At 72.1% G+C, this 26,539-nt stretch carries 23 protein-coding genes and 1 pseudogene; 22 read left to right on the top strand and 2 right to left on the bottom strand.

All coding sequences use genetic code 11. The features are described 5' to 3' along the window. The first annotated feature begins 134 nt into the window (after nucleotides 1-134). From AB0B86_RS24800 to AB0B86_RS24745, 12 genes are all read left to right on the top strand, one after another. The gene (locus tag AB0B86_RS24800; protein WP_357411625.1) at nucleotides 135-2,084 is read left to right on the top strand and encodes a hypothetical protein; all 1,950 of its coding nucleotides are present in this window, start codon (nucleotides 135-137) and stop codon (nucleotides 2,082-2,084) included. A gap of 112 nt (nucleotides 2,085-2,196) precedes the next feature. Then, a complete protein-coding gene (locus tag AB0B86_RS24795; protein WP_357411613.1) occupies nucleotides 2,197-2,730 on the top strand; it encodes a DapH/DapD/GlmU-related protein in 534 nt (177 codons plus the stop codon). Next, nucleotides 2,723-4,309: a lipopolysaccharide biosynthesis protein gene (locus AB0B86_RS24790; RefSeq protein WP_357411612.1), complete on the top strand. Its 1,587-nt coding sequence runs from the start codon at nucleotides 2,723-2,725 to the stop codon at nucleotides 4,307-4,309. Before AB0B86_RS24795 ends, AB0B86_RS24790 begins: the two co-directional genes overlap by 8 nt. Before the next feature lie 68 nt (nucleotides 4,310-4,377). Further along, nucleotides 4,378-5,679: an O-antigen ligase family protein gene (locus AB0B86_RS24785; protein WP_357411624.1), complete on the top strand. Its 1,302-nt coding sequence runs from the start codon at nucleotides 4,378-4,380 to the stop codon at nucleotides 5,677-5,679. After that, nucleotides 5,676-7,304, top strand: a complete 1,629-nt coding sequence (locus tag AB0B86_RS24780; RefSeq protein WP_357411611.1) for a lipopolysaccharide biosynthesis protein — start codon at nucleotides 5,676-5,678, stop codon at nucleotides 7,302-7,304. Before AB0B86_RS24785 ends, AB0B86_RS24780 begins: the two co-directional genes overlap by 4 nt. Nucleotides 7,305-7,312: 8 nt before the next feature. Next, nucleotides 7,313-8,215, top strand: coding sequence for a sulfotransferase domain-containing protein (locus tag AB0B86_RS24775; protein WP_357411623.1), 903 nt, complete (start codon nucleotides 7,313-7,315; stop codon nucleotides 8,213-8,215). Further along, nucleotides 8,212-9,474, top strand: a complete 1,263-nt coding sequence (locus AB0B86_RS24770; RefSeq protein ID WP_357411610.1) for a hypothetical protein — start codon at nucleotides 8,212-8,214, stop codon at nucleotides 9,472-9,474. The genes AB0B86_RS24775 and AB0B86_RS24770 overlap by 4 nt, the downstream gene beginning before the upstream one ends. A gap of 211 nt (nucleotides 9,475-9,685) precedes the next feature. After that, nucleotides 9,686-10,165: a UDP-N-acetylglucosamine--LPS N-acetylglucosamine transferase gene (locus tag AB0B86_RS24765; protein WP_357411609.1), complete on the top strand. Its 480-nt coding sequence runs from the start codon at nucleotides 9,686-9,688 to the stop codon at nucleotides 10,163-10,165. Further along, nucleotides 10,162-10,830, top strand: a complete 669-nt coding sequence (locus AB0B86_RS24760) for a glycosyltransferase (protein WP_357419886.1) — start codon at nucleotides 10,162-10,164, stop codon at nucleotides 10,828-10,830. The genes AB0B86_RS24765 and AB0B86_RS24760 overlap by 4 nt, the downstream gene beginning before the upstream one ends. Further along, nucleotides 10,827-11,750, top strand: coding sequence for a glycosyltransferase family A protein (locus AB0B86_RS24755; protein ID WP_357419885.1), 924 nt, complete (start codon nucleotides 10,827-10,829; stop codon nucleotides 11,748-11,750). The genes AB0B86_RS24760 and AB0B86_RS24755 overlap by 4 nt, the downstream gene beginning before the upstream one ends. Nucleotides 11,751-11,850: 100 nt before the next feature. Continuing rightward, nucleotides 11,851-13,029 (top strand): chorismate synthase, encoded by a 1,179-nt coding sequence (gene aroC, locus AB0B86_RS24750; protein WP_357411606.1) that lies wholly within the window; start codon nucleotides 11,851-11,853, stop codon nucleotides 13,027-13,029. Continuing rightward, complete coding sequence (locus tag AB0B86_RS24745) at nucleotides 13,029-13,532, top strand: shikimate kinase (RefSeq protein ID WP_357411605.1); 504 nt, start codon at nucleotides 13,029-13,031, stop codon at nucleotides 13,530-13,532. Before aroC ends, AB0B86_RS24745 begins: the two co-directional genes overlap by 1 nt. A 28-nt stretch (nucleotides 13,533-13,560) precedes the next feature. Here AB0B86_RS24745 and AB0B86_RS24740 read toward each other — a convergent pair whose 3' ends face one another. Next, complete coding sequence (locus tag AB0B86_RS24740) at nucleotides 13,561-14,289, bottom strand: alpha/beta hydrolase (protein ID WP_357411604.1); 729 nt, start codon at nucleotides 14,287-14,289, stop codon at nucleotides 13,561-13,563. A gap of 79 nt (nucleotides 14,290-14,368) precedes the next feature. Here AB0B86_RS24740 and AB0B86_RS24735 point away from each other — a divergent pair. The 5 genes and pseudogenes from AB0B86_RS24735 to nusB all read left to right on the top strand — a co-directional run bounded on the left by AB0B86_RS24735 (nucleotide 14,369) and on the right by nusB (nucleotide 18,293). After that, nucleotides 14,369-15,368 (top strand): annotated as a pseudogene (locus AB0B86_RS24735) (YafY family protein). 10 nt (nucleotides 15,369-15,378) lie between these two features. Continuing rightward, nucleotides 15,379-16,458, top strand: a complete 1,080-nt coding sequence (gene aroB, locus AB0B86_RS24730; protein WP_357411602.1) for a 3-dehydroquinate synthase — start codon at nucleotides 15,379-15,381, stop codon at nucleotides 16,456-16,458. Next, complete coding sequence (aroQ, locus tag AB0B86_RS24725) at nucleotides 16,455-16,886, top strand: type II 3-dehydroquinate dehydratase (RefSeq protein ID WP_357411601.1); 432 nt, start codon at nucleotides 16,455-16,457, stop codon at nucleotides 16,884-16,886. The genes aroB and aroQ overlap by 4 nt, the downstream gene beginning before the upstream one ends. A 415-nt stretch (nucleotides 16,887-17,301) precedes the next feature. Continuing rightward, complete coding sequence (efp, locus tag AB0B86_RS24720; protein WP_007458344.1) at nucleotides 17,302-17,859, top strand: elongation factor P; 558 nt, start codon at nucleotides 17,302-17,304, stop codon at nucleotides 17,857-17,859. Between the two features lie 23 nt (nucleotides 17,860-17,882). Further along, nucleotides 17,883-18,293: a transcription antitermination factor NusB gene (gene nusB / locus AB0B86_RS24715; RefSeq protein ID WP_203176905.1), complete on the top strand. Its 411-nt coding sequence runs from the start codon at nucleotides 17,883-17,885 to the stop codon at nucleotides 18,291-18,293. Between the two features lie 75 nt (nucleotides 18,294-18,368). Here nusB and AB0B86_RS24710 read toward each other — a convergent pair whose 3' ends face one another. Beyond that, a complete protein-coding gene (locus AB0B86_RS24710) occupies nucleotides 18,369-18,857 on the bottom strand; it encodes a transcriptional regulator (RefSeq protein WP_007458348.1) in 489 nt (162 codons plus the stop codon). 288 nt (nucleotides 18,858-19,145) lie between these two features. On the opposite strand from AB0B86_RS24710, the gene pyrR reads away from it, so the two are divergent. Genes pyrR through carB form a run of 5 tightly spaced genes read left to right on the top strand, consistent with a single transcriptional unit; the run spans nucleotide 19,146 to nucleotide 26,430 of the window. After that, nucleotides 19,146-19,730, top strand: coding sequence for a bifunctional pyr operon transcriptional regulator/uracil phosphoribosyltransferase PyrR (gene pyrR, locus AB0B86_RS24705; RefSeq protein ID WP_357419884.1), 585 nt, complete (start codon nucleotides 19,146-19,148; stop codon nucleotides 19,728-19,730). Beyond that, complete coding sequence (locus AB0B86_RS24700; protein WP_357254827.1) at nucleotides 19,727-20,653, top strand: aspartate carbamoyltransferase catalytic subunit; 927 nt, start codon at nucleotides 19,727-19,729, stop codon at nucleotides 20,651-20,653. The genes pyrR and AB0B86_RS24700 overlap by 4 nt, the downstream gene beginning before the upstream one ends. Continuing rightward, nucleotides 20,650-21,927, top strand: a complete 1,278-nt coding sequence (locus AB0B86_RS24695; RefSeq protein ID WP_357411599.1) for a dihydroorotase — start codon at nucleotides 20,650-20,652, stop codon at nucleotides 21,925-21,927. Before AB0B86_RS24700 ends, AB0B86_RS24695 begins: the two co-directional genes overlap by 4 nt. Continuing rightward, complete coding sequence (gene carA, locus AB0B86_RS24690; RefSeq protein ID WP_357411598.1) at nucleotides 21,927-23,090, top strand: glutamine-hydrolyzing carbamoyl-phosphate synthase small subunit; 1,164 nt, start codon at nucleotides 21,927-21,929, stop codon at nucleotides 23,088-23,090. The genes AB0B86_RS24695 and carA overlap by 1 nt, the downstream gene beginning before the upstream one ends. After that, nucleotides 23,083-26,430 (top strand): carbamoyl-phosphate synthase large subunit, encoded by a 3,348-nt coding sequence (gene carB, locus AB0B86_RS24685; RefSeq protein ID WP_357411597.1) that lies wholly within the window; start codon nucleotides 23,083-23,085, stop codon nucleotides 26,428-26,430. The genes carA and carB overlap by 8 nt, the downstream gene beginning before the upstream one ends. Nucleotides 26,431-26,539 lie beyond the last annotated feature (109 nt).

The raw sequence follows: 26,539 nt of genomic DNA, 5'->3' as shown, positions 1-26,539 counted from the left end.
GATTCATGCACCGCCCAATCGGCGGATTTCTTTGACCAAGATGGCCGAGGCACGCTACCTCGGGTTCTCATCCATCTTGGAGGCGCAGCGTGCCCAAACTCTCGCACTTGTGGCGTTTCGCAGGACGACGTCGTATCAGAGCGGGGATGGTCGCGTTGGCGATCGTCGCCGCGGTTCTAGGCGTACCCACCACCGCGTCGGCCGCGGTGGTGCCGGTCCCGGCGACGGCGACCCTGGTGTCGGCCAATCCCGCCGACGTGACGCCGCACGCCCGAGACGGTGAGACCCGTGCCTTCGCCCAGGTGGGCAACACGGTCTTCGTCGGCGGCAGCTTCACCCAACTCCGGCAGACCGCCAGCTCCGCCTGGGTCACCCAGCGCTACCTCTTCGCGTACGACCGGCTCACCGGCACCATGTCCACCACCTTCCTGCCGGTGCTCGACGGCGCGGTCAACACGCTTGTCGCCGGCCCCGGCGGCACGCTGATCGTCGGCGGCACCTTCAAGAACGTCAACGGTGTCTCCCGCAAGAACCTGGTCGCGCTCGACCCGGCCACCGGCGCGACCATCGACAGCTGGGTCGGGCGCTCCGACGGTGGCACCGTCCGCGACCTGGCGCTGCACGGCAACTGGTTGTACGTGGCCGGCGCGTTCAACTGGCTCAACGGCACCGCGCACGTCGGTCTCGGCCGGCTCAACGCGACAACCGGCGCGATCGACCCGAGTTTCGTCATCGACGCCACAGTGGGACGGCACGGCACCACGTCGTACGTCTGGACGCTCGATGTCGCGCCGGACGGCAACACGCTTGTCGTCGGCGGCAACTTCACGCTCGTCAACGGCGTGGCGCGCAACCAGATCGCGCTTGTGGACGTCTCCGCGACGCCCACCCTGCTCGACTGGAGCACCGAGAAGTACACCTCGCCCTGCGCGTCGCCGTCGACCTTCGTGCACTACGTCCAGGACGTGAAGTTCGGTGAGGACGGCAGCTGGTTCGTCGTCGGCAGCAACGGTGGCGGCGGCTGGCCGACCGCGTACTGCGACGTCCTGGTCCGTTTCGAGACCGCCGCGCGGGGCAGCGGCCTGGTCGCCACCTGGACCGACTTCACCGGCAACGACACCATCACCTCGGTCGAGGTGGCGGACAACGTGATCTACCTGGGCGGGCACTTCCGCTGGATGAACAACCCGAACGCCAGCGACAACGCCGGTCCGGGCGCTGTCGACCGGCTCGGCATCGCCGCGGTCACCCCGGCCACCGGGATGCCGGTGAACTGGAATCCGCGCCGCAGCGGGAGCGCCTCGATGCCCGCCGGCACCAGCAGTTGGGGTTCGGCGGTGCCGGTGCTCTGGCGCGGTTCGGACGGCCTCTACTTCGGGCACAACTCCGATGGCATGGGCGAGGAGTACCACGGCCGGCTCGGCATGTTCCCGCTGGCCGGCGGGCGGACCTTCACCCCGAAGAACCCGCCCTCCGGCACCACCGGCAACCTCTACCTGAACACCGGTCCGGGCACGGTGGCGAAGGTGCCGTTCGACGGCACCGCGCTGGGCACCGCGACCACTGTCAGCCAGCCGGCCTACACGGCGGCCGGCGCGACGTGGCGGGTGGACGACCGGATCTACTGGTCGCACACGGTGGCCGGCACGCCCACCGGCAGCCGGATCGACGTCTCACTGTTCAACGGCGGCGCGATCGGCTCGTCGTGGGAGGCGTCCGGCTACAACGACTGGTACAACCCGGCGATCCTGACCGGTGCCTTCTTCCTCGACGGTCGGCTCTACTACACCCGCACCGGGGCCAACAATCTCTACTACCGCTACTTCGAGATCGACGGCAACTACCTCGGCGCCACCGAGTTCACCCTGCCGACCACCGGGGTGACCTGGTCCGGAGTGCGTGGCATGGCCTGGGTGGGCGGTCGGATCGTCTACGGTGGAACCGACGGCGCCCTGCGCAGTGCGCCGTTCGACCCGACGGCTTCGCCGAGCATGGCGGTCGATGGCACCACGGCGACAGTCATCAGCACCGCTACGCCCGAGTTGTCCTGGTCCACCCCTGCGACCTTCTTCTCCGTGCAGTAATGGTCAACCGTTCGTAACGGAGCGTCGGTAGATTGTTCACGTTGGGTCGGTGGCGGGCACACCGCCGCCGACCCCGTGACGTGGGGGAGGCTCGTTGCTCGGCGCCGCTGGCATGCGTACGAGACGCGCGGTGCGTCTGGTCTTCGCGGTCAAACGTGGGTGGTACCGGCTCCGCTACCGGCGGCTGACGCTCGGCCGGGACGTGGAGATCCGGGGCCGGGTCCGGCTGCGCCGGGGCGTGCGGGTGACCATCGGCGACCGCACCCGGATCAACAAGTTGGTCCGCTTCGCGGGCCCCGGCGAGGTGCGCGTCGGCGCCGACTGTCTGCTCAACGCCACCTGGATCGGCACCTGGACGTCGGTCACGGTGGGGGACCGGTGCCTGCTGTCGGATTGTGAACTTCTGGACAACGACTTCCACAACCTGCCGCCCGCGCACCGACACGCCCCGCCCGGCCCGGCCACCCGTGCCCCGATCGTCCTTGAGGACAACGTGTGGGTCGGCGCGCACGCCCTGGTGTTGAAGGGCGTCCGGGTCGGCCGGGACAGCGTCGTGGGTGCGGCCACTGTGGTCCGCACGGACGTCCCACCCGGCGTCGTGGTCGTCGGCAATCCTCAACAGGCGGTGAAGAAGTTCCATGACTGATGCGACTTCCGGCTCCTGGACCACCGACGGCCCGCCCGCCGCGACGCCCGGCGCGGTGACCCTGACCGACCTGCTGCGGGTGCCCATGCACCGGCTGCGGCTGGTCGGCGCGGCGGCACTGGTCGGTCTACTCGCCGCGCTCGGTTACGTGCTGCTGGTGCCGGCGGCGCTTACCGCCAACGCAGTGGTGGCGGTCCGGCCGGTGGTGACCGACGCGTTCACCCCCAGCGGCGCGGGCGCCGACCGGGCGGTCAACATGAACGTGGAGAGCGGCATCGCCACCGGCACCGAGGTGGTGCAGCGGCTCGCCACCGCTACCGGCGGGCGCCCGCGCGACGTCCGCGCCGCGCTCGAGGTCGAGGTGCCCACCGGCGGACAGATCCTGCGCTTCACCTACCAGGCGGGCACTGCGCCCCGGGCGGTGCAGGGCGCCAACCTGGCCGCCCAGACCTACCTGGACGTGCGACGCACCATGTACGAACAGCAGCGCGCCGAGATGCTGCGCTCCTACGACACCAGCATCACCAAGGTCGCGGCCCAGCAGGCCGCGCTGCAGAAGCGGGCCGTCACCACCAAGGACCCCGCCGCCGGCAACGCGGTGGTCGCCGAGTTGGCCGGCATCAACAACCAGCTCACCCAGCTCAACGCCGCGCGTACCGAGATCGCCGCGGTCGACGTCAACCCCGGCTGGGTGACCCAGACCGCGGAGAAGTCGCTTGTCACCTCCGCCGGGCACCGGCCGCTCTACCTGGTGGCCGGCCTGCTCGGTGGCGCGCTGATCGGCATCGTGCTCGCCTACGCCTGGGAGTCGACCGACCGGCGGGTCCGCTCGGTCGCCGACGGTCGGGACGCCACCGGTCTGCCGCTGCTCGGCACCGTACGTCGGCCGGCGTTTCGGGGCAGCCCCCGGGCTGTCGACGCCGACATCAGGTACGTGGCGATGGCGGTCGCCGAGCGGGTCCGCCAGCCCGCCCGGGTGGCGCTGCTCAGCGCCCGGGAGGACGCCACCGCGCTCACCGCGGGGCTCGCGGTGGCCTTCGCCGCCGACGGCCGCGACGTCTTCGTCGCCGACGACAGCGGGCGCACCGAACGGCTGCGCGCCACGGTGCTCGCCGACCGGGGACGGCTGCCCATCGACCCGGCCCGACCGCTGGTGCCCAAGCCCCGCCCGGCCGGTAGCCCGCCGGCCGCCGAAGCCCCGGCCCCCCGCCGGCCCTCCCCGCATCCGCCCGGCGCCCGCCCGGCCGCCGAGGCGGACGCCACCCTGACGCTGCCCCGGGTGTCGTCCGCCCGTCCGGAGAACGGGCGGGTCGTCGACCCGGACGAGGTGAGCGTCGGGGTGGGCAGCGTCCGGTTCGGCACCTGGCGGCAGGGCGCGGATCACGGTCTGGTGCTGTTCAACGCCCCACCCGCCGAGTCCGACGAGCGGGGCGTCGCCGTCGCCCGGCAGGGCAGCGCGGTGGTGGTCGTGGAGCGCGACCGCACCCGGCAGAGCGACCTACGACGCCTGGTGGAGCGCCTGCGCGCCGCCGGCGTCACCCCGCTGGGCTTCGTGCTCACCCGCAACGGCCGGGCCTGAGCGTGTCGGTCACCCGCGCCCCGGCGACCCACCCACCGCCCGGCGGCGCCCCCGTCGGCGACGGCGCGGTGCCCGCGCCCCCGCCGCCCCGGCTGCCGCTCTGGCCGCTGTCACTGATGTTCGGCCTGGTGCCACTCTGGTGGCTGCTCGGCGCGTTCTACCTCGGTTGGCCGCTGCTGGGTGCGTTGCTGTTCGCGTTGCTGCTCACCCGGGGTCGGGTGCCACTGCCACCGGCGGCCAGGATCTGGCTGCTGTTCCTCGCCATCGTGGTGGTCAGCGCCACCCAGTTGGCATCGCCGGCCTCACTGCTGACGTTCGCGTTGCGCCTGGCGTTCTACCTGACCGCGCTCGTGGTCGGCGTCTACGTCTACGTCGCCGCCCGGGAACGCGCGAACCTGGTGGCGGTGCTCAGCCCGCTCTGCGCGTTCTGGTTCGGGCTGGTGGCACTCGGCTGGCTCGGGGTGCTGATGCCCCGGCTGGCGCTGGCCACCCCGATGGAGGTGCTGCTGCCCGGCGGGGTGGCCGGCACTCCGTTCATCCAGGACATGGTGCACCTGACCACAGCGGAATACAGCACCCGATCGCTCAACCCGATCTACCGGCCGGCCGCGCCGTTCGCGTACACGAACAACTACGGCAGCGCGTACGCCATGACGCTGCCCTGCGTGGTGGCCTTCACGATGCTGCGCCGGAAAGGTGTCCTGCGCTGGGCCCTGCTCGCGTCGTTGCCGTTGTCGCTCGCTCCGGCGTTCCTCACGCTCAACCGGGCGATGTTCCTCAGCCTCGGCGCCGGGCTGGCGGTGCTCGGGGTGCGGGCCAGTCTGCGGGGCAACGTCCGGGTGGCCGCGTCAATCGTCGGGGTGGTGGTGATCGGGGCGTTGGCCACGTTGTTCATCCCGATCACCGAGCTGATCAACAACCGGGTCGAGTCGAGCGACACCAACACCGACCGACTCTCGCTCTACACCGAGGTGATCCGCCGGGTGCAGGAGTCGCCGTGGTTGGGCTACGGCGCGCCGGTGAACGTCGACACCGTGTCGGCGGACGCGCCGATCGGCACCCAGGGGCAGCTCTGGATGGTGCTGTTCAGTCACGGCGTACCAGCGCTCGGCTGTTTCCTCGGCTGGTTCGTCGCCGCCGCGGTGATCTGCGCGCGGGCGACCTCGGCGGCCGGGCAGTGGCTGGCGGTGGTGCCGGTGGTCTGTCTGGTGCAGGTCCCCTTCTACGGCATGGCCAACCAGAATCTCGCTGTCGCGTTCTTCGCTGTCGGCTTCGCGATGGCGCTCACCGAACGGGAACGCCGGGTCGGGTCGACCCGGGCGGCTGGCTGGCCACGGCCCGCCGCGCCGGCACCGGCGGTGCCGGTATGACCGCCGCGACCCGACCACCGACCGGCCCGGAGCATCCGACGCCGGTGTCCGCCGGTGCGGACCAGCCGGCCGTCGTCGCGGACGCGGGCTCGACCGAGACCCGACGCAGCGCGCGTAGCGGCGTGGCCGGGCTGCTCGGCGCGGCCACCAGCGGACTGTTCGGCTTCGTGCTGGCCGTGGTGATAACCCGGGGGTACGGCACGGCCGGCGCGGGCGCGTTCTTCGCGGCGATCGGGGTGGTCACCGTGGCCACCGCGGTCTGCACGCTCGGCGCGGAGACGGGTCTGATGTGGGCGCTGCCCCGCCGCGCTGCCGGCGTGCGCGGCGACGCGGCCCGGGTGCTCCCGGTGGCGTTGATCCCGCCGCTGCTGGCCGGGCTCCTGGTCGCCGTGGCCGGTGTGCTGGCCGCCGACGCGCTCGCGCCCCGGCTGCTGCGCGGCTCTGGCGCGAGCGGTCACGCGCTGCTCACTGTCACCTTCGCCGCCGTGCCGGTGGTGGTCGCGATGACCCTCCTGCTGGCCGCGTTGCGCTGCGTACGGCCCATCCGGGCGTACGTCGGGGTGCAGTTCCTGCTGCTGCCGGTGGCCCGGCCGGTGCTTGTCGGCGCCGCCGCGCTGGCCGGCGGCGGCCTGGTCGCCGGCATGGCCGGCTGGTTGGTGCCGGCGGCGGTGGCGCTGCTGGTCTGTCTCGTCCTGGTGGCCGGTCCGCTCGGGGTGGGCCGGGGCGCGGCGCTTCGACCCCACCGCGACGACTGGTCGACGTTCTGGCGCTTCGCGCTGCCCCGGGCCGCGTCGGCGGCGATCGACGCAGGCAGCATGTGGGTGGGTGTGCTGCTCACCTCCGTGCTGGCCGGGCCGACCGACGCCGGCGTGTTCGGCGCGGTCGGCAGGTACGTGCTGGCCGGCCAGCTCGCCATGCAGGGGTTGCGGGTGGCGGTGTCACCGCAGTTGTCCCGGCTGCTCGGGCGCGGCGAGCGGGCCGCGGCGGCGGCCGTGCACAGGCAGTTGACCGTCTGGGGGCTGGTGTTGTCCTGGCCGGTGTACCTCCTCCTTGCGGTCTTCGCGTTGGCCTTCCTGCAACTGTTCGGGCCGGAGTTCACCGCCGGGGTGCCGGCGATGACGGTGCTCGCGCTGGCGATGCTCGTCAACACCGGGGTGGGCAACGTGCAGAGCCTGCTGCTGATGGGCGGGCGCAGCGGGCTGCACCTGGTGGCCACCCTGGCCGGCCTGACGGTGACCGTGTCACTGGGCCTGTGGCTGATCCCCGGGCACGGCGCCACCGGGGCGGCGGTGGCGTGGGCCGCCGGCATCGCCACCGAGAACCTCACCGCCGCCGGGTTCGCCCGGTCGGTGGTCCGGGAACCGCTGTTCGACGGCGCGACGGTGCGTGCCGCGGCGGCCACCGCCGCAACTGTGGGGGTGGCGGCCGGAGCCGGTGTGCTGGCGGGCGGGCGCGGCCTGCCCGGCCTGACGGTGGCGTTGGCCGTGCTGCTGGCCGGCTGCGTCGGCATGTTGACGTTGGCCCGGGTGCGCGCCGGCGTCCGGGAGACCATGAGGCAGCTCCGTGGACGGGACAGCGCGGCGGTGGCCGCCGACCCCGGCCCGGCATCGACGAGAGGCAGGTGAGGTCCGTCGTGGCGTCCATCCGTGACCGGGTCAAGCAGTTGGTCCCGACCCAGGTGACAGTCCGGGTCAAGGAGTCCCTTGTGGACTACGGGGTCCGCACGAGTGACCGGCGGCCCCTGCCGGACTTCTTGATCATCGGCACGAAACGGGGCGGCACCACCTCCCTGTGGAACTACCTCATCCAGCATCCGCTCGTGCCCCGCCTCTTTCCGGCGTGGAACACGAAGTCGGCGCACTACTTCGAGGAGCACTGGGGGCGCGGCGAGGCGTGGTACCGCTCGCACTTCCCGACCCAGCGCCACCGCGATGCCCTGTCGAAGCGGCACGGCGGGCCGGTCCGGGTCGGCGAGGCCGCCCCGCTGTACATGTTCCACCCGCTCGCCGCGCAGCGGGTCGCCGCGCTGCTGCCCGGGGTGAAGCTGATCGTGCTCCTGCGGGATCCGGTGGAGCGGGCGTACTCGCACTGGAAGGAGCGCCGCACGCACGGCATCGAGCCGCTGGACTTCGCCGCCGCGCTGGCCGCCGAGCCGGAGCGCACGGCGGGGGAGCGGGAGCGGCTGATCGCCGAGCCGGAGTCGTTCAGCGAGGCGTACGACTGGTACACGTACCGGGCGCGGGGGCGCTATCTGGAGCACCTGGAGCCGTGGTTGGCGCTTTTCGACAGGCAGCAGATCCTCTTCCTGCCCAGCGAGGACCTCTACCGCGACTCCCGGGCGACCTATCGGCGCACCCTGGACTTCCTCGGGCTGCCGGCGTACGACCTGCCCGACTTCAAGGTCTACAACGACCGACGCTCGGCCCCGCTGGAGCCGGCGCTGCGCGCCGAGTTGACCGACTACTACCGGCCGCACAACGACGCGTTGCGCGAGCGGCTCGGGCTGGACCTCGACTGGGCGGACCGGCCGGCGTGACGACGCGGGTGGGCCCGAGCACCGACCCCCGGGCCCGGGTGGACGGTCTGGGCTGGGTGAGCCGGGCGGTCTTCCCGGATGAGCGGGTGAACCTGACAGTGGGCGGCGGCGCACCAGCCGGACACCGGGCGGTGGCCCGGTACGCGGTGGTGCCGTCGGTCGCCCGGGCCCGGTTCCTGGTGCCGTTGGGCGCTCCGCGGGCCGGGGCGGCGTCGCTGTTGGCGTACAACGCGTTACGACCGCCGAAGGTGCGCGCGCTGCGGGCGGTGCTCGGCGGGCTGGCCCGGCTCGGTGCGGTGGGGCTCGCGCCCTTTCCGACGTTGACAGTGTCGGTGCCCGTCGGTGCGACGGCGGCGGAGTTGCTGCTTGCCGAGCGGCTCGCGGCCGAGCTGGGCGGCACGCCGCTGCTGGCCGCGTGCGGGGTCCGACCGCCCGACCCGAACGGCAAGCCCACCCTGCAACTCTTCACCGTCGACGGTCGGCCGTACGGCTACGCGAAGATCGGCTGGAACGACGCGACCCGGGCGCTTGTCACAGCTGAGGCGGCGGCGCTGCGGGCGCTGCGGGCGGTGACAGGTGTCGCCGACCACCCGACACCGCCGCGGCTGCTCGCCGAGACGGCGTGGGCGGGCCAGGTGGTCGCGGTGATCGAGCCACTGCCACCCGCGGTACGCGGGGTGCCGGTCGACGACCCGCCCCGGATCGCGGCGCTGCTCGCTGTCGCCCGGCGGGGCGGCCCGCCGTCCCCGCCCCGGGCACTGGCCGGGTCGACGTTCCTGACCCGCCTGGCCGGGCAGGCCGAGCGGGCCGCCGCGGCCGAGGAGAGCGGCGCGCGGGCGGTCGCCGCGGTCGCCGCGCTGGCTCGCCGGCACGGCGACACGAGTGTCGAGTTCGGCCACTGGCACGGTGACTGGGTGCCCTGGAACCTCGGCCGGCACGACGGCCGGCTGGTCGCCTGGGACTGGGAGCACAGTGCGGCGGACGTGCCGGTCGGGTTCGACCTGGCGCACGACGCGTTCCAGCGGGCCCTGGTGCTGCGGGGCGAGACGGCCGCCGTCGCGGCGTCGGCAGTCGACGCGTACCTGGACCGGCACGGCGACCGACTCGGGCTCGGCGCGTCACAACGCCGGCTGGTCGCCGACGCGTACCTGGTGGAGATGTGGTTGCGGACCTGGCGGCTGGCCGATGCGGGCGCGGGCTGGAACCCCGCGCTGCATCCCGCACTCTTGGACGTCATCGAGAAAAGACATAGCGGCTGATCCGGCGGAATCACGACGTCGGGTACGCCGAAGAGTGACGACAAAATCGCAGGTGGTGATAACGATCGATGGGCCTCGGACGTCCGACGCGTCCGAGCGCCGGGGGCAGAGATCGATGCTCGTCCGGTTGCGCTATTCAACGACCGGAGAACGTGTGATCTGCTTCTGCGTGGCGTGAACTGGAATTCCAAGCGAACTTGTGGGGAGTCGCGTGGACACGAAGAACGACGACGATGCCGCGCCAGTGCTTCTGCTGGTCGGCTCCAGCGGCGGCCATCTGGCCCAACTACTCGCCCTGCGGCCCTGGTACGAACGGTGGCGGCGCTGCTGGGTCACCTTCGACACCCCCGAGGCGGTGTCCCTGCTGACCGGCGAGGACCTGGTGCCGGCGCACCACCCGACCACCCGCAACATCCCGAACCTGCTGCGCAACGCGTTGCTGGCCTGGCGGGTGCTGCGGTCCCGGCGGGTCGCGGCGGTGGTCACCACCGGCGCCGGGGTGGCGGTGCCGTTCGTGGTGCTGGCCCGGCTGTGGCGCATCCCGACCGTCTACATCGAGGTGTACGACCGGATCGACACCCCGACGATGACCGCCCGGCTCTGCCGGCCGTTTCTGTCCGCGATGCTCGTGCAGTGGGACGAGCAGCGCCGGCAGTACCCGGAGGCCACCGTCGTCGGGACGCTGCTGTGACGGGGGAGGCCGGCACCGCCCGGCGTCCGCAACCCGGGTCGACCGGCGAGCAGCCCCGGCTGCCGCGCCAGCGCGACAGCTCGACAGGTCACCTCGGCCTGCTGGTCGCGGTCGGCACCGACAAACACCCCTTCGACCGGCTCGTGGACTGGTTGGCGCAGTGGCACGCGCAGGCCGCCGAGCAGGTCGGGCTGACGGTGCAGCACGGGCACACCCGGGCTCCGCAGCTGCCCGGCGCGGTGCCCTTCCTCGGCCACGACGCGCTGCAACAGGCAATGGGCGAGGCCGACCTGGTGGTCTGCCACGGCGGCCCGGCCACCATTCTGGAGGCCCGCCGGCACGGCCACCTGCCCATCGTGGTGCCCCGTGACCCGGCCCGTGGTGAGCACGTCGACGACCATCAGTTGCTGTTCGCCCGCCGGCTCGGCGCCGCCGGCCTGGTCGCGCTCTGCGAGACCCGGGAGGCGCTGCACGGCGCGTTGGCCGCCGGGTTGGCCGACCCGTCCCGGTACGCGGTGGCCCACGACCCGCAGGCGCACCAGGCACAACGGGCGGCGGTGGCCCGGGTCGGCCGGATCGTCGACGACCTGGTGGCCCGCTCGACCCCGCGCCCACCGCGGCGGGCCTGGTCCCGGCCGCGCCCGGGTGCGAAGGAGATCCGATGACCCACCAGCCCAGCGTCAGCGTCGTGGTACCCACCCGGGACCGCCCCGAGCTGCTGCGCTCCGCGGTCCGCGCGATCCTGGCGCAGGACTACCCGGGCCCGATCGAGGTAGTGGTGGTGTTCGACCAGTCCGTGCCGGACGAGTCGCTCACCGAGTTGGGCAGCGGCCCGACCCGGGCGGTACGGGTGATCGGCAACAGCCGTACCCCGGGGCTGGCCGGGGCCCGCAACAGCGGCACCCTCGCCAGCGCGGGTGAGCTTGTCGCGTTCTGCGACGACGACGACGAGTGGCTGCCCGGCAAGCTGGCCGTGCAGGTCGACGCGCTGGCCGCCGACCCGGGGGCCGAGTTCGTCTGCTGCGGCATCCGGGTCAGTTATGACGGGCACACCGTCGACCGGGTGCTGGACCAGGACCGGATCAGCCTGGACGACCTGCTGCGCGACCGGTTGACCGAGCTGCACCCGTCGACCTTCCTGATCCGTGCCAGCGCGCTGCGCGACGGGTTCGGGCTGGTCGACGAGGAGATCCCGGGCAGCTACGCGGAGGACTACGAGTTCCTGCTGCGGGCGGCACGCAGCGCGCCGCTGATCAATCTGCGGACGCCCTCGGTGCTGGTGCGCTGGCACAAGCGCTCGTACTTCTCGCAGCGCTGGGACACCATCTCCGAGGCGTTGCAGTGGCTGCTGCGGCGCTACCCCGAGTTCGCCGGCCAGCCGGCCGGTGCGGCCCGGGTCGCCGGTCAGATCGCGTTCGCCCAGGCCGCCGCCGGCAACCGCCGGGGTGCGCTGCGGTGGGCCCGGCGCACCCTGCGCAGCAATCCCCGCGAGCCGCGCGCCTACCTGGCCCTCGCCGTCGCCGGTCGGGTGGTGCGGGCCGACGCGGTGCTGCGCACCCTGCACAAGCGCGGTCGGGGGATCTGACCTGCCGCCGGTGCCCGCCCGAGCGGGCGCCGGCGTCCGCAGGGCGGGACGCGGCGGGCAGCGTGCCGGGTCGGTGGCACGCCGTGACAGACTGACCGCCGTGTTGCGTTGGTTGACTGCAGGTGAATCGCACGGTCCCGCCCTCGTCGCGATGCTGGAGGGGGTGCCGGCCGGCATTGAGGTGACCACCACCGAGATCGCCGACGAGCTGGCCCGTCGACGGCTGGGCTACGGTCGGGGTGCCCGGATGGCGTTCGAGCGAGACGAGGTCGAGCTGCTCGGCGGGCTGCGGCACGGCGTCACGCTGGGCAGCCCGGTGGCGATCCGGGTGGGCAACTCCGAGTGGCCGAAGTGGCAGACAGTGATGGCCGCCGACCCGGTCGACCCCGACGAGCTGGCCCGGCAGGCCCGCAACGCCCCGCTCACCCGTCCGCGGCCGGGCCACGCCGACCTGGCCGGCATGCAGAAGTACGGCCACACCGACGCCCGGCCGATCCTGGAACGCGCCAGCGCTCGGGAGACCGCCGCCCGGGTGGCCGTCGGCACCGTCGCCAAGGCGTTGATCCGGCAGGCACTCGGCATCGAGATCGTCTCGCACGTCGTCGAGCTGGGCCCGGTGGCCGCGAAGCCCGGGCTGCGTCCGGTGCCGTCCGACGCTGCCCGGATCGACGCCGACCCGCTGCGCTGCCTCGACCCGGAGGCCAGCGCGCTGATGGTCGCCGAGGTCGACGCGGCGAAGAAGGCCGCCGACACCCTCGGGGGTGTGGTCGAGGTGCTGGCGTACGGGGTGCCGCCGGGGTTGGGCAGCCACGTGCAGTGGGATCGCAAACTCGACGCCCGGCTGGCGACCGCGTTGATGTCCATCCAGGCGATCAAGGGCGTGGAGATCGGCGACGGCTGGCAGCAGGCCCGATCCCGGGGCTCGGAGGCGCACGACGAGATTATTCCGTCGGCGACCGGGGTCCGCCGGGTCACCGACCGGGCCGGCGGGCTGGAGGGCGGCATCACCACCGGCGAGCCGTTGCGGGTCCGTGCCGCGATGAAGCCGATCTCCTCGCTGAACCGGGCGCTGGCCACCGTGGACATCACCACCGGCGAGCCGGCCACCGCGATCAACCAGCGCTCCGACGTCTGCGCGGTGCCCGCCGCGGCGGTGGTCGCCGAGGCGATGGTGGCGCTGGTGCTCGCCGAGGCGGCGACCGAGAAGTTCGGCGGGGACTCGATCGCCGAGATCCGCCGCAACCTGGCCGGCTACCTCGACGCGCTGGTGATCCGCTGATGGCACCTGTCGTCGTGCTGGTCGGCGTGCCCGGCTGCGGCAAGACCACGGTCGGCCGGGCGCTCGCCGCCACCCTCGGTGTGGAGTTCCGCGACACCGACATCGACATCGAGCAGATGGCCGGCAAGCCGATTCCGGAGATCTTCGTCGACGAGGGTGAGGCGCACTTCCGTACCCTGGAACGGGCTGCGGTGGCGGCGGCGCTGGCTGGCGGCACGGGTGTGCTCGCGCTCGGCGGCGGCGCGGTGTTGGCCGAGGAGACGCGGGCCGCGTTGATCGGGCACCGGGTGGTGCACCTCTCGGTGGAGCTGCCGGACGCGGTGAAGCGGGTCGGGTTGGGCGCCGGCCGGCCGCTGCTGGCGATCAACCCGCGCGCCACCCTGAAACACCTGATGGACCAGCGCCGGCCGCTCTACCGCGAGGTCGCCACGGCGACGGTGACCACCGACGGTAAGACCCCGGCGGCGGTCGTCGCCGAGGTCGCCGCCCTGTTACAGAGCTGACCGGCCCGGTCGCGGCGGTCCCGGCCGCTCAGCCGCGGGCGATCAGGCCGAGGACGTCGGCAAGCGCCTTCGGCTCGCTGAGCATCGGCCAGTGCCCGGTGGGCACCTCGTGCAGTTGTCCGTCGGCCAGCCCGGTGAAGAACGGGTGCCGCTGGTCGATCATGTCCCGCACCACGTCGAGCGGAAAGGTGCTGGCCACCAGCGCCGTCGGCACCTGCCGCCCGCCGGTGCGACGTACCGGGTCGGTGGCGGTCCGCAGGGGCTGGGCGGTGGCCCGGGTCCGCAGCAGGGCCAGCGTCGGCTCGTCCAGCCCGGCGAGGTTCACCGGGTCGGCGAGCGGATCCCAGGCCGGCGGCGGCAACAGGTGGCCGTCGCCGATCGCGACCCGCAGTCGCCGCTGCTCCTCCGGCGGCACGGTGTCGAACTGCGCGGTGCCGTCGGGTAGCGGCCCGCTCTCCACGTAGATCACCCGGGCGATCCGGTCCGGGATGCGGTCCGCCACCTGGGCGACCGGCATGCCGCCGCCGGAATGCCCGACCAGCAGTACGTCGCGCAGGTCCTCCACCTCGATGAGCCGGACGATGTCCGTGGTGTGCGTCTCCAGGCTCACCTGCGGCCCGGCCAGGTGGTCGCGTTCGGCCAACCCGGTGAGCGTCATCGGGTAGACGTCGTGGCCCTGCGCCCGCAGGGTCCCGGTCACCTCCCGCCACGCCCAGGCGCCCAACCAGAACCCCGGTACCAGCACGTACGTTGCCATCTGTCGCTCCTTCTCTCGGTTACCGGAAGAACGTACGATCGAATCCGGACAGAATCCGCCCGGTTTCGAGGAGTGGTCCGTGACACATCCCGCCGGCCGGGTGCTGGCCCTGCTGGAGCTGCTCCAGGCCCGGCACCGCGCGACCGCCGCCGAGCTGGCCGAGCGGCTCGGCGTCGACGAACGGACCGTGCGCCGATACGCGGCCACCCTCGTCGAGCTGGGCATTCCGGTCACCGCGGACCGGGGGCGAAACGGCGGCTACCGGCTGCACCCCGGCTACAAGTTGCCGCCGCTGATGCTCACCGACGACGAGGCGGTGGCCGTGCTGCTCGGTTTGGTCGTCGCGGAGCGCGTCGGGCTGGCCACCGAGCAGCCCGCCACGGCCACGGCCCTCGCGAAGATCCGTCGGGTGCTGCCGGCGGCGCTCGCCGACCGGCTCGCGGCCGTGCAGGAGCACCTCGGTTTCACGCTGCGACGTCCCGAGCCGGAGCTGCGGCCGGCGTCGGGCACCCTGCTCGCCCTGGCCGCGGCGGCCCGCCACCGGCAACGGGTGGCCCTGGACTACCGCTCCTGGCGGGGCGAGCGGTCCCACCGGGAGCTCGACCCGTACGGCCTGGTTTTCCACTCCGGCCGGTGGTACGTGACGGGCCACGACCACCGGCGCGGGGAGGTCCGCACGTTCCGGCTGGACCGCGTCGGCGCGGTGTTGCCCGGCACTGCGACGTTCACCGTCCCGGCGGGTTTCGACCCGGTGGCCCGGGTGACCCGGTCGCTTGCCGGCGTGCCCTACCCGCACGAGGTCGAGGTGCTCCTGGAGACCGACCTGGACACGGCCCGGCGCCGCATCCCGCCCAGCGTGGCCGAGCTGACCGTCACCGCCGCGGGAGTGCTGCTGAAGGCCCGGGCGGAGAGCCTGCCCCGGGATGGCCGCGCTGCTCGCCGGTCTGGGCTGCCCGTTCACGGTGCGGCACCCGGAGGCGCTGCGCGCCGCGGTGGCCGAGCACGCCCGCCTGCTCGCCGACTGGGCGGCCCGGCCAGCAGGTGGACGGACGCCCGCGCCGCGTGGCCCGCTGGACTAGGCTGCCGGCGATGGACGAGGTGACCCGGATTCCGGTCGGCGGCGAGCGGCCGTACGACGTGTTGGTGGGACGTGACCTGCAGGGCGCGTTGCCCGGCCTGCTGCCCGGCGCGAGCCGGGCGGCGGTGCTGCACGCGCCCCCGCTCAAGACCCTGTCGGACGCGCTCGGCGAGCGGCTGCGCGCCGCCGGCATCGAGCCGCTGCTGATCGAGGTGCCGGACGCCGAGTCGGGCAAGCAGATCGAGGTGGCGGCCGGCTGCTGGGACCGGCTCGGCGCGGCCGGCTTCACCCGCACCGACGCGGTGGTCGGGGTGGGCGGCGGCGCGGTGACCGACCTGGCCGGCTTCGTCGCGGCCTGCTGGTTGCGCGGGGTGCGCTGGGTGCCGGTGGCGACCTCGCTGCTGGGCATGGTGGACGCGGCGGTGGGCGGCAAGACGGGCATCAACACGGCGGCCGGCAAGAACCTGGTGGGCGCGTTCCACCCGCCGGTCGGGGTGCTCGCCGACCTGACCACCCTGGACAGCCTGCCCGCTGTCGACCTGGCGGCCGGGCTCGCCGAGGTGGTCAAGTGCGGGTTCATCGCCGATCCGGTGATCCTGGACCTGGTCGAGCGTGATCCGGTGGCCGCCACCGACGCGGGCGGGCCGGTGACGCGGGAGCTGATCGAGCGGGCGATCCGGGTCAAGGCCGACGTGGTCACCGGTGACCTGCGCGAGTCTGGTGTGCGGGAGGTGCTCAACTACGGTCACACCCTGGCCCACGCCATCGAGCAGAACGAGGGCTACCGCTGGCGGCACGGCCACGCCGTCGCGGTCGGCCTGGTCTACGCGGCCACGCTGGCCCGGCTCGCCGGCCGGCTGGACGCGCCGACCGCCGACCGGCACCGGGCCACGGTGAGCGCGCTCGGCCTGCCGGTGAGCTACCCGGCCGACGCCTGGCCGCAGTTGTTGGCCGCGATGCGGGTCGACAAGAAGACCCGGGGCAGTCGGCTGCGCTTCGTGGTGCTCGACGGGCTGGCCCGACCGGCGATGTTGGAGGGCCCGGACGACGCGTTGCTGGAGGCCGCGTACCGGGAGGTGTCCGCCTCGTGAGGGTGTACGTCCTCAACGGGCCGAACCTGGGCCGGCTGGGCACCCGGGAGCCCGAGGTGTACGGCGCGACCACCTACGCCGATCTGGTGGAGCTCTGCGCGGCCACCGGCAGGGAGTTGGGGCTGGACGTGACGGTCCGGCAGACCGACGCCGAGCACGAACTGCTCGGCTGGCTGCACGCCGCCGCCGACGAGGCGGCCGCGGTGGTGCTCAACCCGGCTGCCTGGTCGCACTACTCGTACGCGGTGCGCGACGCGTGCGCCATGTTGCGGGCGCCGTTGGTGGAGGTGCATCTGTCGAACATCCACGCCCGGGAGCAGTTCCGGCACCATTCGGTGGTGTCCGCGGTGGCGACCGGGGTGATCTGCGGCCTCGGCATCGACGGCTATCGCCTCGCTCTGCATCACCTGGCCGCCCGGGGCGGCTGACCACCGGCTTCCGGCCCGCCCATTCCGGCCGGCTGTGACAAATCACCGATTGTGAGCGTTAACGTTTTTCGTTTGCAGGTGACCCGGCGCCCTGCGCCCGGTGGCGGAGTGCCTGCCCGCTTCGACCCTTTGCCCTGCTCTGTCCGGTGCGATAGCGCTGTGAGCTGCGACTTTGTGTGTCGCATCGGGTTGGGGCGGCTGGCCGGCCGGCACGCTGGGTCACCGGTGGGCGGGTCGACGCAGCGCAACGGGTCCGAACGGTGGAGTCGACACCCCTCCAGCGGGTCACTGTGTGTTACCTTCGTGGGCGTCGATGGCCGCTGGTCGACCCCCGCCCACGTACGGCAGTCAGCAGGTCTTGGCGCAGCTAGTAGACTCGTCAGGTCTGTCCGCCAATTGATGATCAAGGCAGGAAATGGCCTCCACCAACGACCTCAAAAACGGCCTGGTACTCAACCTGGACGGCGAGCTCTGGGCTGTCGTCGAGTTCCAGCACGTCAAGCCCGGTAAGGGTGGTGCCTTCGTGCGCACCACGCTGAAGAACGTGCTGTCCGGGAAGGTGGTCGACAAGACCTTCAACGCGGGCACCAAGGTCGAAACCGCGACCGTTGACAAGCGCACTATGCAATACCTGTACGCCGACGGTGAGGACTTCGTCTTCATGGATCTGGAGACGTTCGACCAGATCACCGTGCCCGGCGGCACCGTCGGCGAGGCAGCCAACTACCTGCTGCCCGAGGCGGAGGCGACCGTCGCCCAGCACGAGGGTGTGCCGCTCTACATCGAGCTGCCCACGAGCGTCGTGCTGGAGGTCACCTACACCGAGCCCGGCCTGCAGGGCGACCGCTCGACCGGCGGCACCAAGCCGGCGACCGTGGAGACCGGTGCCACAGTGCCGGTGCCGCTGTTCATCACCACCGGTGAGAAGATCAAGGTCGACACCCGCGACGGCCGTTACCTCGGCCGCGCCTGATGGCTGAGGGTGCCAAGCAGCAGATGCCGGCGCGCCGCAAGGCGCGCAAGCGGGCGCTGGATGTCCTCTACGAGGCTGACCTGCGGGACAAGCCTCCGGTGGAGGTGCTGGCCGGCTACGTGCAGCGGATCGAGCAGCCCCGACCGGAGCACCTCGGCTACGCGGTGAGCCTGGTCGAGGGGGTTGCCGAGCACCTCAATCGGATCGACGAGCTGATCGCCAGCTATGCCGAGGGTTGGACGCTTGAACGGATGCCGGTCGTCGACCGGAATCTGGCCCGGATCGCCGTCTACGAGCTGCTCTACGTCGACGAGATCGACGACGCGGTGGCGATCAGTGAGGCCGTGGAGCTGGCCCGGCAGATGTCCACTGACGATTCGCCGCGCTTCCTCAACGGGGTGCTCGGCCGGATCGCCGAGTACGCCACCCGCTGAACGGCGCAGCACCGCACGCCGTAACCGGAAAGGGCCCGTGCCAGGTGGCACGGGCCCTTTCGGTACAGCGACAGCTCAGGAGGCGAAGAACGCCCGCGGGTCGGCCACCAGCACACCGTGCTCGGTGAGACGCTCGATCAAACCCGACGGCGAGGCGTCGTAGACGATCGCGAGCGCCCGCAGGTCGTCGGCGCGGATCGAGAGCACCCGGCCGTTGTAGTCACCACGCTGCTGCTGGATGGCGCGGGCGTAGCGGGCGACGTAGGCCAGGTCCTCGGAGGCCTCGTCGTAGAGCCGCTCCAGGTCCAGAACGATCTTGCTGGTGGGCTCGTGCCGGACACCACTGCCGTCAGGCAGCAGCTCCGAAACGGGGACCCGGTAGAACTCGGCCAACTCGGCCAGACGGGACACCGTCACGGCCCGGTCGCCGCGCTCGTACGAGCCGACCACCACGGCCTTCCACCGCCCATTCGACTTCTCCTCCACACCCTGCAGGGAAAGACCCTGCTGCTGGCGGATGGAGCGCAGGCGGGCGCCCAGAGACTTGGCGTATTCAGAGGGCATTCGGACACTCCCAGTGCTGCTCGGGGTTCTCCCGTCGATCGCTACGGAGCGTGACGGTACGGGGAATGCGACACCTGGTCAAGTGGTCGGGACCCGACCGTTGGGGAGCGTCCGGGAAGTTATCCCCATTTCCTGGTCCTGATCCGATGGTCAGCGGCCGCCGTCCATCGGCCCGGTGACCACTGGTAACGTGGCGTGAAGCCCCGGTCAGGTCCGCTGCGCGGTCCGGCCGGAGGTGCCCGACATCCTTTAACGACCCGTCCCGTGAGGCGGGGAAGGAGGTCCGCCGTGGCATACCCACCGGCTGCCCGCTCTTCACCACCGCGACAACCCTCGGTAAAGGTGATCCTCGCCAGCGCCGACGTGCAGCGCGTGGTCGACCGCATCGCCCACCAGATCCTGGAAAAGACCCAGGGCGCCGCCAACACGGTGCTGCTGGGCATTCCGACCCGGGGGACGCCCCTCGCCCGCCGGCTCGCCGCCCGGATCAGCACCTTCGAGGACGTCGCCGTCGGCGTGGGTGTGCTCGACATCACTCTGTACCGCGACGACCTGCGGCGGCACGCCACCCGCGCGGTCGGTCCGACCGAGTTGCCGGCGGGCGGGATCGACGGCAAGCGGGTCATCCTCGTCGACGACGTGCTCTTCTCCGGCCGCACCGTCCGGGCCGCGCTCGACGCCCTCAACGACGTGGGCCGTCCGGCGTCGGTGCAGCTTGCCGTCCTGGTCGACAGGGGCCACCGCGAGCTGCCGATCCGCGCCGACTACGTCGGCAAGAACATCCCGACCTCGCTCGCCGAGAGCGTGAAGGTGACGTTCGCCGAGACCGACGGGACGGACGAGGTAAAGCTGTACGGGGGAACAACTTCATGATCAAGCATCTGCTCTCCGGCGCGGACCTGGACGCCGACACCGCCACCGAGATCCTGGACACCGCCGCCGAGATGGCCACCGTCGCCGGCCGGGAGATCAAGAAACTGCCCGCGCTGCGCGGCCGGACCGTGGTGAACCTCTTCTACGAGGACTCCACCCGCACCCGGATCTCGTTCGAGGCGGCGGCGAAGCGACTCAGCGCCGACGTGATCAACTTTTCCGCGAAGGGCTCAAGCGTCACCAAGGGCGAGAGCCTGAAGGACACCGCGCTGACCCTGCAGGCCATGGGCGCCGACGCCGTGGTCGTGCGGCACCCCGCCTCGGGCGCGCCGCACCGGTTGGCCAACTGGGTCGACGGGTCGGTCGTCAACGCCGGCGACGGCACCCACGAGCACCCCACCCAGGCGCTGCTCGACGCGTACACCATGCGGTCCCGGCTGGGCCGGCTCGCCGGGCTGTCGGTGGCGGTGGTCGGAGACGTGCTGCACTCCCGGGTCGCCCGCTCCAACGTGCTGCTGCTGTCCACCCTCGGCGCGAAGGTCACCCTGGTCGGACCACCGACCCTCATCCCCGTCGACATCGCCGGCGCCCTCGCCCCGGCCACCGACGTCTCCTACGACCTCGACTCCGTGCTGCCGAACGTCGACGTGGTGATGATGTTGCGGGTGCAGCGGGAACGGATGAACGACTCCTACTTCCCCTCCGCACGCGAGTACGCCCGCCGCTACGGGCTGGACGGCCCGCGGATGCGTCGGCTGCCCGAGCACGCGATCGTCATGCACCCCGGCCCGATGAACCGGGGGATGGAGATCACTCCCGAGGTCGCCGACTCACCCCGCTCCACAATCGTCGAACAGGTCACCAACGGGGTCTCCGTGCGGATGGCTGTTCTTTACCTGCTGCTCGGAGGGAACAACCGGTGACCGCGTACCTGATCACCAGCGTGAGTGTCGTCGGCGGCGCGCCGACCGACCTGCTGATCCGCGACGGCCTGGTCGCCGAGGTCGGCTCCGGCCTGTCCGCGCCGGACGCCACAACCGTCGACGGCACCGGGCTGGTCGCCCTGCCCGGCCTTGTCGACCTGCACACCCACCTGCGCGAGCCCGGCCGGGAGGACGCCGAGACCGTCGAGTCCGGGTCCCGCGCGGCGGCCCTGGGCGGCTACACGGCGGTCTGCGCGATGGCCAACACCTCCCCGGTCGCCGACACCGCCGGCGTTGTCGAGCAGGTCTGGCGGCTCGGCCGCGAGGCCGGTCTGGTCGACGTGCAACCGATCGGCGCGGTCACCGTCGGGCTGGCCGGGGAGCGCCTGGCCGAGCTGGGCGCGATGGCGGACTCCGCGGCCCGGGTGCGGATCTTCTCCGACGACGGGCACTGCGTCGCCGACCCCAAGCTGATGCGCCGGGCGTTGGAGTACGTCAAGGCGTTCGACGGGATCATCGCCCAGCACGCCGAGGAGCCGCGGCTCACCGAGGGTGCCCAGATGCACGAGGGTGAGGTCTCCACCCGGCTCGGTCTGATCGGCTGGCCGGCGGTCGCCGAGGAGGCGATCATCGCCCGCGACGTGCTGCTCGCCGAGCACGTGGGCAGCCGACTGCACGTCTGCCACGTCTCCACCGCCGGCAGCGTCGAGGTGCTGCGCCAGGCCAAGGCGCGCGGGGTACGCGTCACCGCCGAGGTCACCCCGCACCACTTGCTGCTCACCGACGAGCGAGCCGAGAGCTACGACCCGGTCTTCAAGGTCAACCCGCCGTTGCGGACGGCCACGGACATCGCCGCGCTGCGCGCCGCGCTCGCCGACGGGGTGATCGACATGATCGCCACCGACCACGCCCCGCACGCCGTGGAGGACAAGGAGTGCGAGTGGGCGTACGCCCGGCCGGGCATGCTCGGCCTGGAGACGGCCCTGTCCATCGCGCTCGACGTGTTCGGCCCCGAGTGGGACCTGATCGCCGAGCGGATGTCGCGTACCCCCGCCCGGATCGCGGGGTTGACCGGGCACGGCGTCGACCCGGCACCCGGCGTGCCGGCCAACCTGACACTCATCGACCCGGCCGCCCGCCGCACCATCGAGCCGACGGAGCTGGCCAGCCGCAGTCGCAACACCCCGTATGCCCGCATGACGCTGCCGGGTCGCATCGTGGCGACCTTCCTGCGTGGCGAGCCGACGGTCCTGGACGGAAAGGCTGTCAAGTAATGGTCAAGCGCAGACCCGCGACCCTGGTTCTCGAGGACGGGCGCACGTTCCCCGGTGAGGCGTACGGCAGTGTCGGGGAGACCTTCGGCGAGGCGGTCTTCAACACCGGCATGACCGGTTATCAGGAGACGCTGACCGACCCGTCCTACCACCGGCAGGTGGTGGTGCAGACCGCCCCGCACATCGGCAACACCGGAGTCAACGGCGAGGACGACGAGTCCGGCCGGATCTGGGTCGCCGGTTACGTGGTGCGCGACCCGGCGCGGATCGGGTCGAACTGGCGGGCCACCGGCGGTCTCGAGGACCGCCTCGCCACCGAGGGGGTGGTGGGCATCAGCGGGGTGGACACCCGGGCGCTGACCCGGCACCTGCGCGAGCGGGGCGCCATGCGGGTGGGCATCTCCAGCGTCGACAACGACCCGCAGAGCCTGCTGGCCCGGGTCCGCCAGGCGCCACAGATGGTGGGCGCCGACCTGTCCGCCGAGGTGAGCACCGACAAGCCGTACGTCGTGGAGGCTCTCGGCGAGCACCGGTTCACAGTGGCGGCACTGGACCTGGGCATCAAGCGCAACGTGCCGCGCCGGCTCGCCGCGCGCGGGGTGACCACCCACGTCCTGCCGGCCGGATCGAGCATCGAGGACCTGCTCGCCACCGGCGCGGACGCGGTCTTCTTCTCGCCCGGCCCGGGTGACCCGGCGACCGCCGACGGGCCGGTGGCGCTGGCCCGGGAGGTGCTGACCCGGCGGATCCCGCTGTTCGGCATCTGCTTCGGCAGCCAGATCCTCGGGCGGGCGCTCGGCTTCGGCACCTACAAGCTGGGCTACGGCCACCGGGGGATCAACCAGCCGGTGCTCGACCGGGCCACCGGCAAGGTGGAGGTGACAAGCCACAACCACGGCTTCGCGGTGCAGGTGCCGGGCGCCGGGTCGGGCGCGGTGGTCCCCGACCAGGTGATCGACACCGACTTCGGTGGCGTTCGGGTGTCGCACGTCTGCCTCAATGACAACGTGGTCGAGGGGCTGCGGGCGATCGACGTGCCCGCCTTCACCGTCCAGTACCACCCGGAGGCGGCGGCCGGCCCGCACGACGCGGACTACCTCTTCGACCGATTCGCCGACTTGATCGAGGGTCGGACCCACAGCGAGGGGCGCAGCAATGCCTAAGCGGACCGATCTCAAGCACATCCTGGTGATCGGCTCCGGCCCGATCGTCATCGGGCAGGCCTGCGAGTTCGACTACTCCGGCACCCAGGCGTGCCGGGTGCTGCGCAGCGAGGGGATCCGGGTCAGCCTGGTCAACTCCAACCCGGCCACGATCATGACGGACCCGGAGTTCGCCGACGCGACCTACGTCGAGCCGATCACCCCGGAGTTCGTCGAGCTGGTCATCGCCAAGGAACGCCCGGACGCGATCCTGGCCACGCTCGGCGGGCAGACCGCGCTGAACACGGCCGTCGCCCTGCACGAGGCCGGCGTCCTGGAGAAGTACGGCGTGGAGTTGATCGGCGCGAACATCGACGCCATCAACCGGGGCGAGGACCGGCAGCTGTTCAAGGAGATCGTGGCGAAGGCCGGCGTACGTCTGGGTGTCGAGGACCCGGCGGGCCTGGTGCCCCGCTCCCGGGTCTGCCACTCGATGGACGAGGTCGAGGCGACGGTCGCCGAGCTGGGCCTGCCGGTGGTGATCCGGCCGTCGTTCACAATGGGTGGCCTGGGCTCCGGCATGGCGCACACACCGGAGGACCTGGCCCGCATCGCCGGCGACGGCCTGGCCGCCAGCCCGGTGCACGAGGTCCTCATCGAGGAGAGCGTGCTCGGCTGGAAGGAGTACGAACTCGAACTGATGCGCGACCGGCACGACAACGTGGTGGTGGTCTGCTCGATCGAGAACATCGACCCGATGGGTGTGCACACCGGCGACAGCGTCACTGTGGCCCCGGCCATGACGCTCACCGACCGGGAGTACCAGCGCCTGCGTGACCTGGGCATCGCCGTGCTGCGCGAGGTCGGGGTGGACACCGGCGGCTGCAACATCCAGTTCGCTGTCAACCCGGTCGACGGCCGGATCGTCGTGATCGAGATGAACCCCCGGGTGTCCCGCTCGTCGGCGCTGGCGTCCAAGGCGACCGGTTTCCCGATCGCGAAGATCGCCGCCAAGCTGGCCATCGGCTACACCCTCGACGAGATCCCCAACGACATCACCCTGAAGACCCCTGCGGCGTTCGAGCCGACCCTGGACTACGTGGTGGTGAAGATCCCCCGGTTCGCGTTCGAGAAGTTCCCCGGCGCGGACCCGGAGCTGACCACCACGATGAAGTCGGTGGGCGAGGCGATGAGCCTCGGGCGTAACTTCACCGAGGCGCTGAACAAGGCGATGCGCTCGATGGAAACCAAGTCTTCTGGTTTCTGGACCGTGCCCGATCCGGCCGGCGTGACCCTCGCCGACACTCTCGCCGCGTTGCGGATCCCGCACGACGGTCGGCTCTACACCGTGGAGCGGGCACTGCGCCTCGGCGCGTCGATCGCCGAGGTCGCCGAGGCGTCCGGCGGGATCGACCCGTGGTTCCTGGACCAGATCGCCGCGTTGATCGAGCTGCGCGCGGAGATCGTCGACGCGCCGGTGCTCGACGCCGAGCTGCTGCGCCAGGCCAAGCGGGCCGGCCTGTCCGATCGGCAGCTCGCCGCGTTGCGCCCGGAGTTGGCCGCCGAGGACGGGGTACGGACCCTGCGGCACCGCCTCGACGTGCGGCCGGTCTACAAGACGGTGGACACCTGCGCTGCCGAGTTCGAGGCGACGACTCCGTACCACTACTCGACGTACGACCTGGAGACCGAGGTCGTGCCGTCGGACCGGCCGAAGGTGCTGATCCTGGGCTCCGGCCCGAACCGGATCGGCCAGGGCATCGAGTTCGACTACTCCTGCGTGCACGCCGTCCAGGCGTTGCGCTCGGCCGGCTACGAGACCGTCATGGTCAACTGCAACCCGGAGACGGTCTCCACCGACTACGACACCGCCGACCGGCTCTACTTCGAGCCGCTGACCTTCGAGGACGTGCTGGAGGTCTGGCACGCGGAGGACTCGTCCGGCCGGGCGGCCGGCGGGCCGGGTGTGGTCGGGGTGGTCGTGCAGCTCGGCGGTCAGACCCCGCTGGGGCTGGCGCAGCGGCTCAAGAACGCGGGCGTGCCGATCGTCGGCACCTCCCCGGAGTCGATCCACCTGGCCGAGGAGCGGGGCGCGTTCGGCGCGGTGCTGGCCCGGGCCGGGCTGCGCGCGCCGGCGCACGGCATGGCCACGTCCTACGACGAGGCCAAGACGATCGCCGACGAGATCGGCTACCCGGTGCTGGTCCGGCCCTCGTACGTGCTGGGCGGGCGGGGCATGGAGATCGTCTACGACGACCCGACGCTGCGTGACTACATCGGCCGGGCCACCGACATCTCCCCGGATCACCCGGTGCTTGTGGACCGGTTCCTCGACGACGCCATCGAGATCGACGTCGACGCGCTCTGTGACGCCGACGGCGAGGTCTACATCGGCGGTGTGATGGAGCACATCGAGGAGGCCGGCATCCACTCCGGCGACTCGTCCTGCGCGCTGCCGCCGATCACCCTCGCGGGTTCGCACCTGGCCGAGGTCCGCCGCTACACCGAGGCCATCGCCCGGGGCGTCGGCGTCCGTGGCCTGCTGAACGTGCAGTACGCGCTCAAGGACGACGTGCTCTACGTGCTGGAGGCCAACCCGCGGGCGTCGCGGACCGTGCCGTTCGTCTCCAAGGCGACTGCGGTGCCGCTGGCCAAGGCGGCGGCACGGATCGCGCTCGGCGCGAGCATCGCCGAGCTGCGCGCCGAGGGTCTGCTGCCCGCGTCCGGGGACGGCGGCACGATGCCCGCCGACGCGCCGGTCGCGGTCAAGGAGGCGGTGCTGCCGTTCAAGCGGTTCCGGACCCGCGCCGGCAAGGGGATCGACTCGCTGCTCGGCCCGGAGATGAAGTCGACAGGCGAGGTGATGGGCATCGACACCAACTTCGGGCACGCCTTCGCCAAGAGCCAGTCGGCCGCGTACGGGTCGCTGCCGACCGCCGGGAAGATCTTCGTCTCGGTGGCGAACCGGGACAAGCGCGGCATGATCTTCCCGATCAAGCGGCTGGCCGACCTCGGTTTCGAGATCGTGGCGACCACCGGCACCGCCGAGGTGCTGCGTCGACACGGCATCGCCTGTGAGCAGATCCGCAAGCACTACCAGGCGGGCGAGGGCGACGACGCGGTGTCGTTGATCGGCGGCGGCCAGGTGGCGCTTGTCATCAACACGCCGCAGGGTTCGGGTGCCAGCGCCCGCTCCGACGGCTACGAGATCCGCAGCGCCGCCGTCACCGCCGACATCCCGTGCATCACCACGGTCCCCGGCGCGGCGGCGGCGGTCATGGGCATCGAGGCACGCATCCGGGGCGACATGCGGGTACGCCCCCTGCAGGACCTGCACGCCACCCTGCGGGCCGCCCACTAACCACCCAACCGCCCACCCTCGTCGATCATGAGGTTATCGCCCGCCCAGACGGCGTGTCGGGGCAATAACTTCATGATCGGCGGCGGGGCGTGCGGGCGGGAGTGGGGTT

Source organism: Micromonospora sp. NPDC049047 (assembly GCF_040649135.1).
Classification (GTDB): domain Bacteria; phylum Actinomycetota; class Actinomycetes; order Mycobacteriales; family Micromonosporaceae; genus Micromonospora.
Note: the sequence above shows the minus strand (reverse complement) of the source record. Positions and strands in the feature narration are given on the sequence as shown.

What these genes read in the sequence shown, in the direction of transcription:
- carB (WP_357411597.1), top strand. Translation starts at nt 23,083, where the DNA reads ATGCCTAAGCGGACCGATCTCAAGCACATCCTGGTGATCGGCTCCGGC.
- efp (WP_007458344.1), top strand. Translation starts at nt 17,302, where the DNA reads ATGGCCTCCACCAACGACCTCAAAAACGGCCTGGTACTCAACCTGGAC.
- AB0B86_RS24780 (WP_357411611.1), top strand. Translation starts at nt 5,676, where the DNA reads ATGACCGCCGCGACCCGACCACCGACCGGCCCGGAGCATCCGACGCCG.
- AB0B86_RS24700 (WP_357254827.1), top strand. Translation starts at nt 19,727, where the DNA reads ATGATCAAGCATCTGCTCTCCGGCGCGGACCTGGACGCCGACACCGCC.
- AB0B86_RS24740 (WP_357411604.1), bottom strand. Translation starts at nt 14,289, where the DNA reads ATGGCAACGTACGTGCTGGTACCGGGGTTCTGGTTGGGCGCCTGGGCG.
- AB0B86_RS24755 (WP_357419885.1), top strand. Translation starts at nt 10,827, where the DNA reads ATGACCCACCAGCCCAGCGTCAGCGTCGTGGTACCCACCCGGGACCGC.
- AB0B86_RS24790 (WP_357411612.1), top strand. Translation starts at nt 2,723, where the DNA reads ATGACTGATGCGACTTCCGGCTCCTGGACCACCGACGGCCCGCCCGCC.
- carA (WP_357411598.1), top strand. Translation starts at nt 21,927, where the DNA reads ATGGTCAAGCGCAGACCCGCGACCCTGGTTCTCGAGGACGGGCGCACG.
- AB0B86_RS24745 (WP_357411605.1), top strand. Translation starts at nt 13,029, where the DNA reads ATGGCACCTGTCGTCGTGCTGGTCGGCGTGCCCGGCTGCGGCAAGACC.
- AB0B86_RS24710 (WP_007458348.1), bottom strand. Translation starts at nt 18,857, where the DNA reads ATGCCCTCTGAATACGCCAAGTCTCTGGGCGCCCGCCTGCGCTCCATC.
- AB0B86_RS24795 (WP_357411613.1), top strand. Translation starts at nt 2,197, where the DNA reads ATGCGTACGAGACGCGCGGTGCGTCTGGTCTTCGCGGTCAAACGTGGG.
- aroB (WP_357411602.1), top strand. Translation starts at nt 15,379, where the DNA reads ATGGACGAGGTGACCCGGATTCCGGTCGGCGGCGAGCGGCCGTACGAC.
- nusB (WP_203176905.1), top strand. Translation starts at nt 17,883, where the DNA reads ATGCCGGCGCGCCGCAAGGCGCGCAAGCGGGCGCTGGATGTCCTCTAC.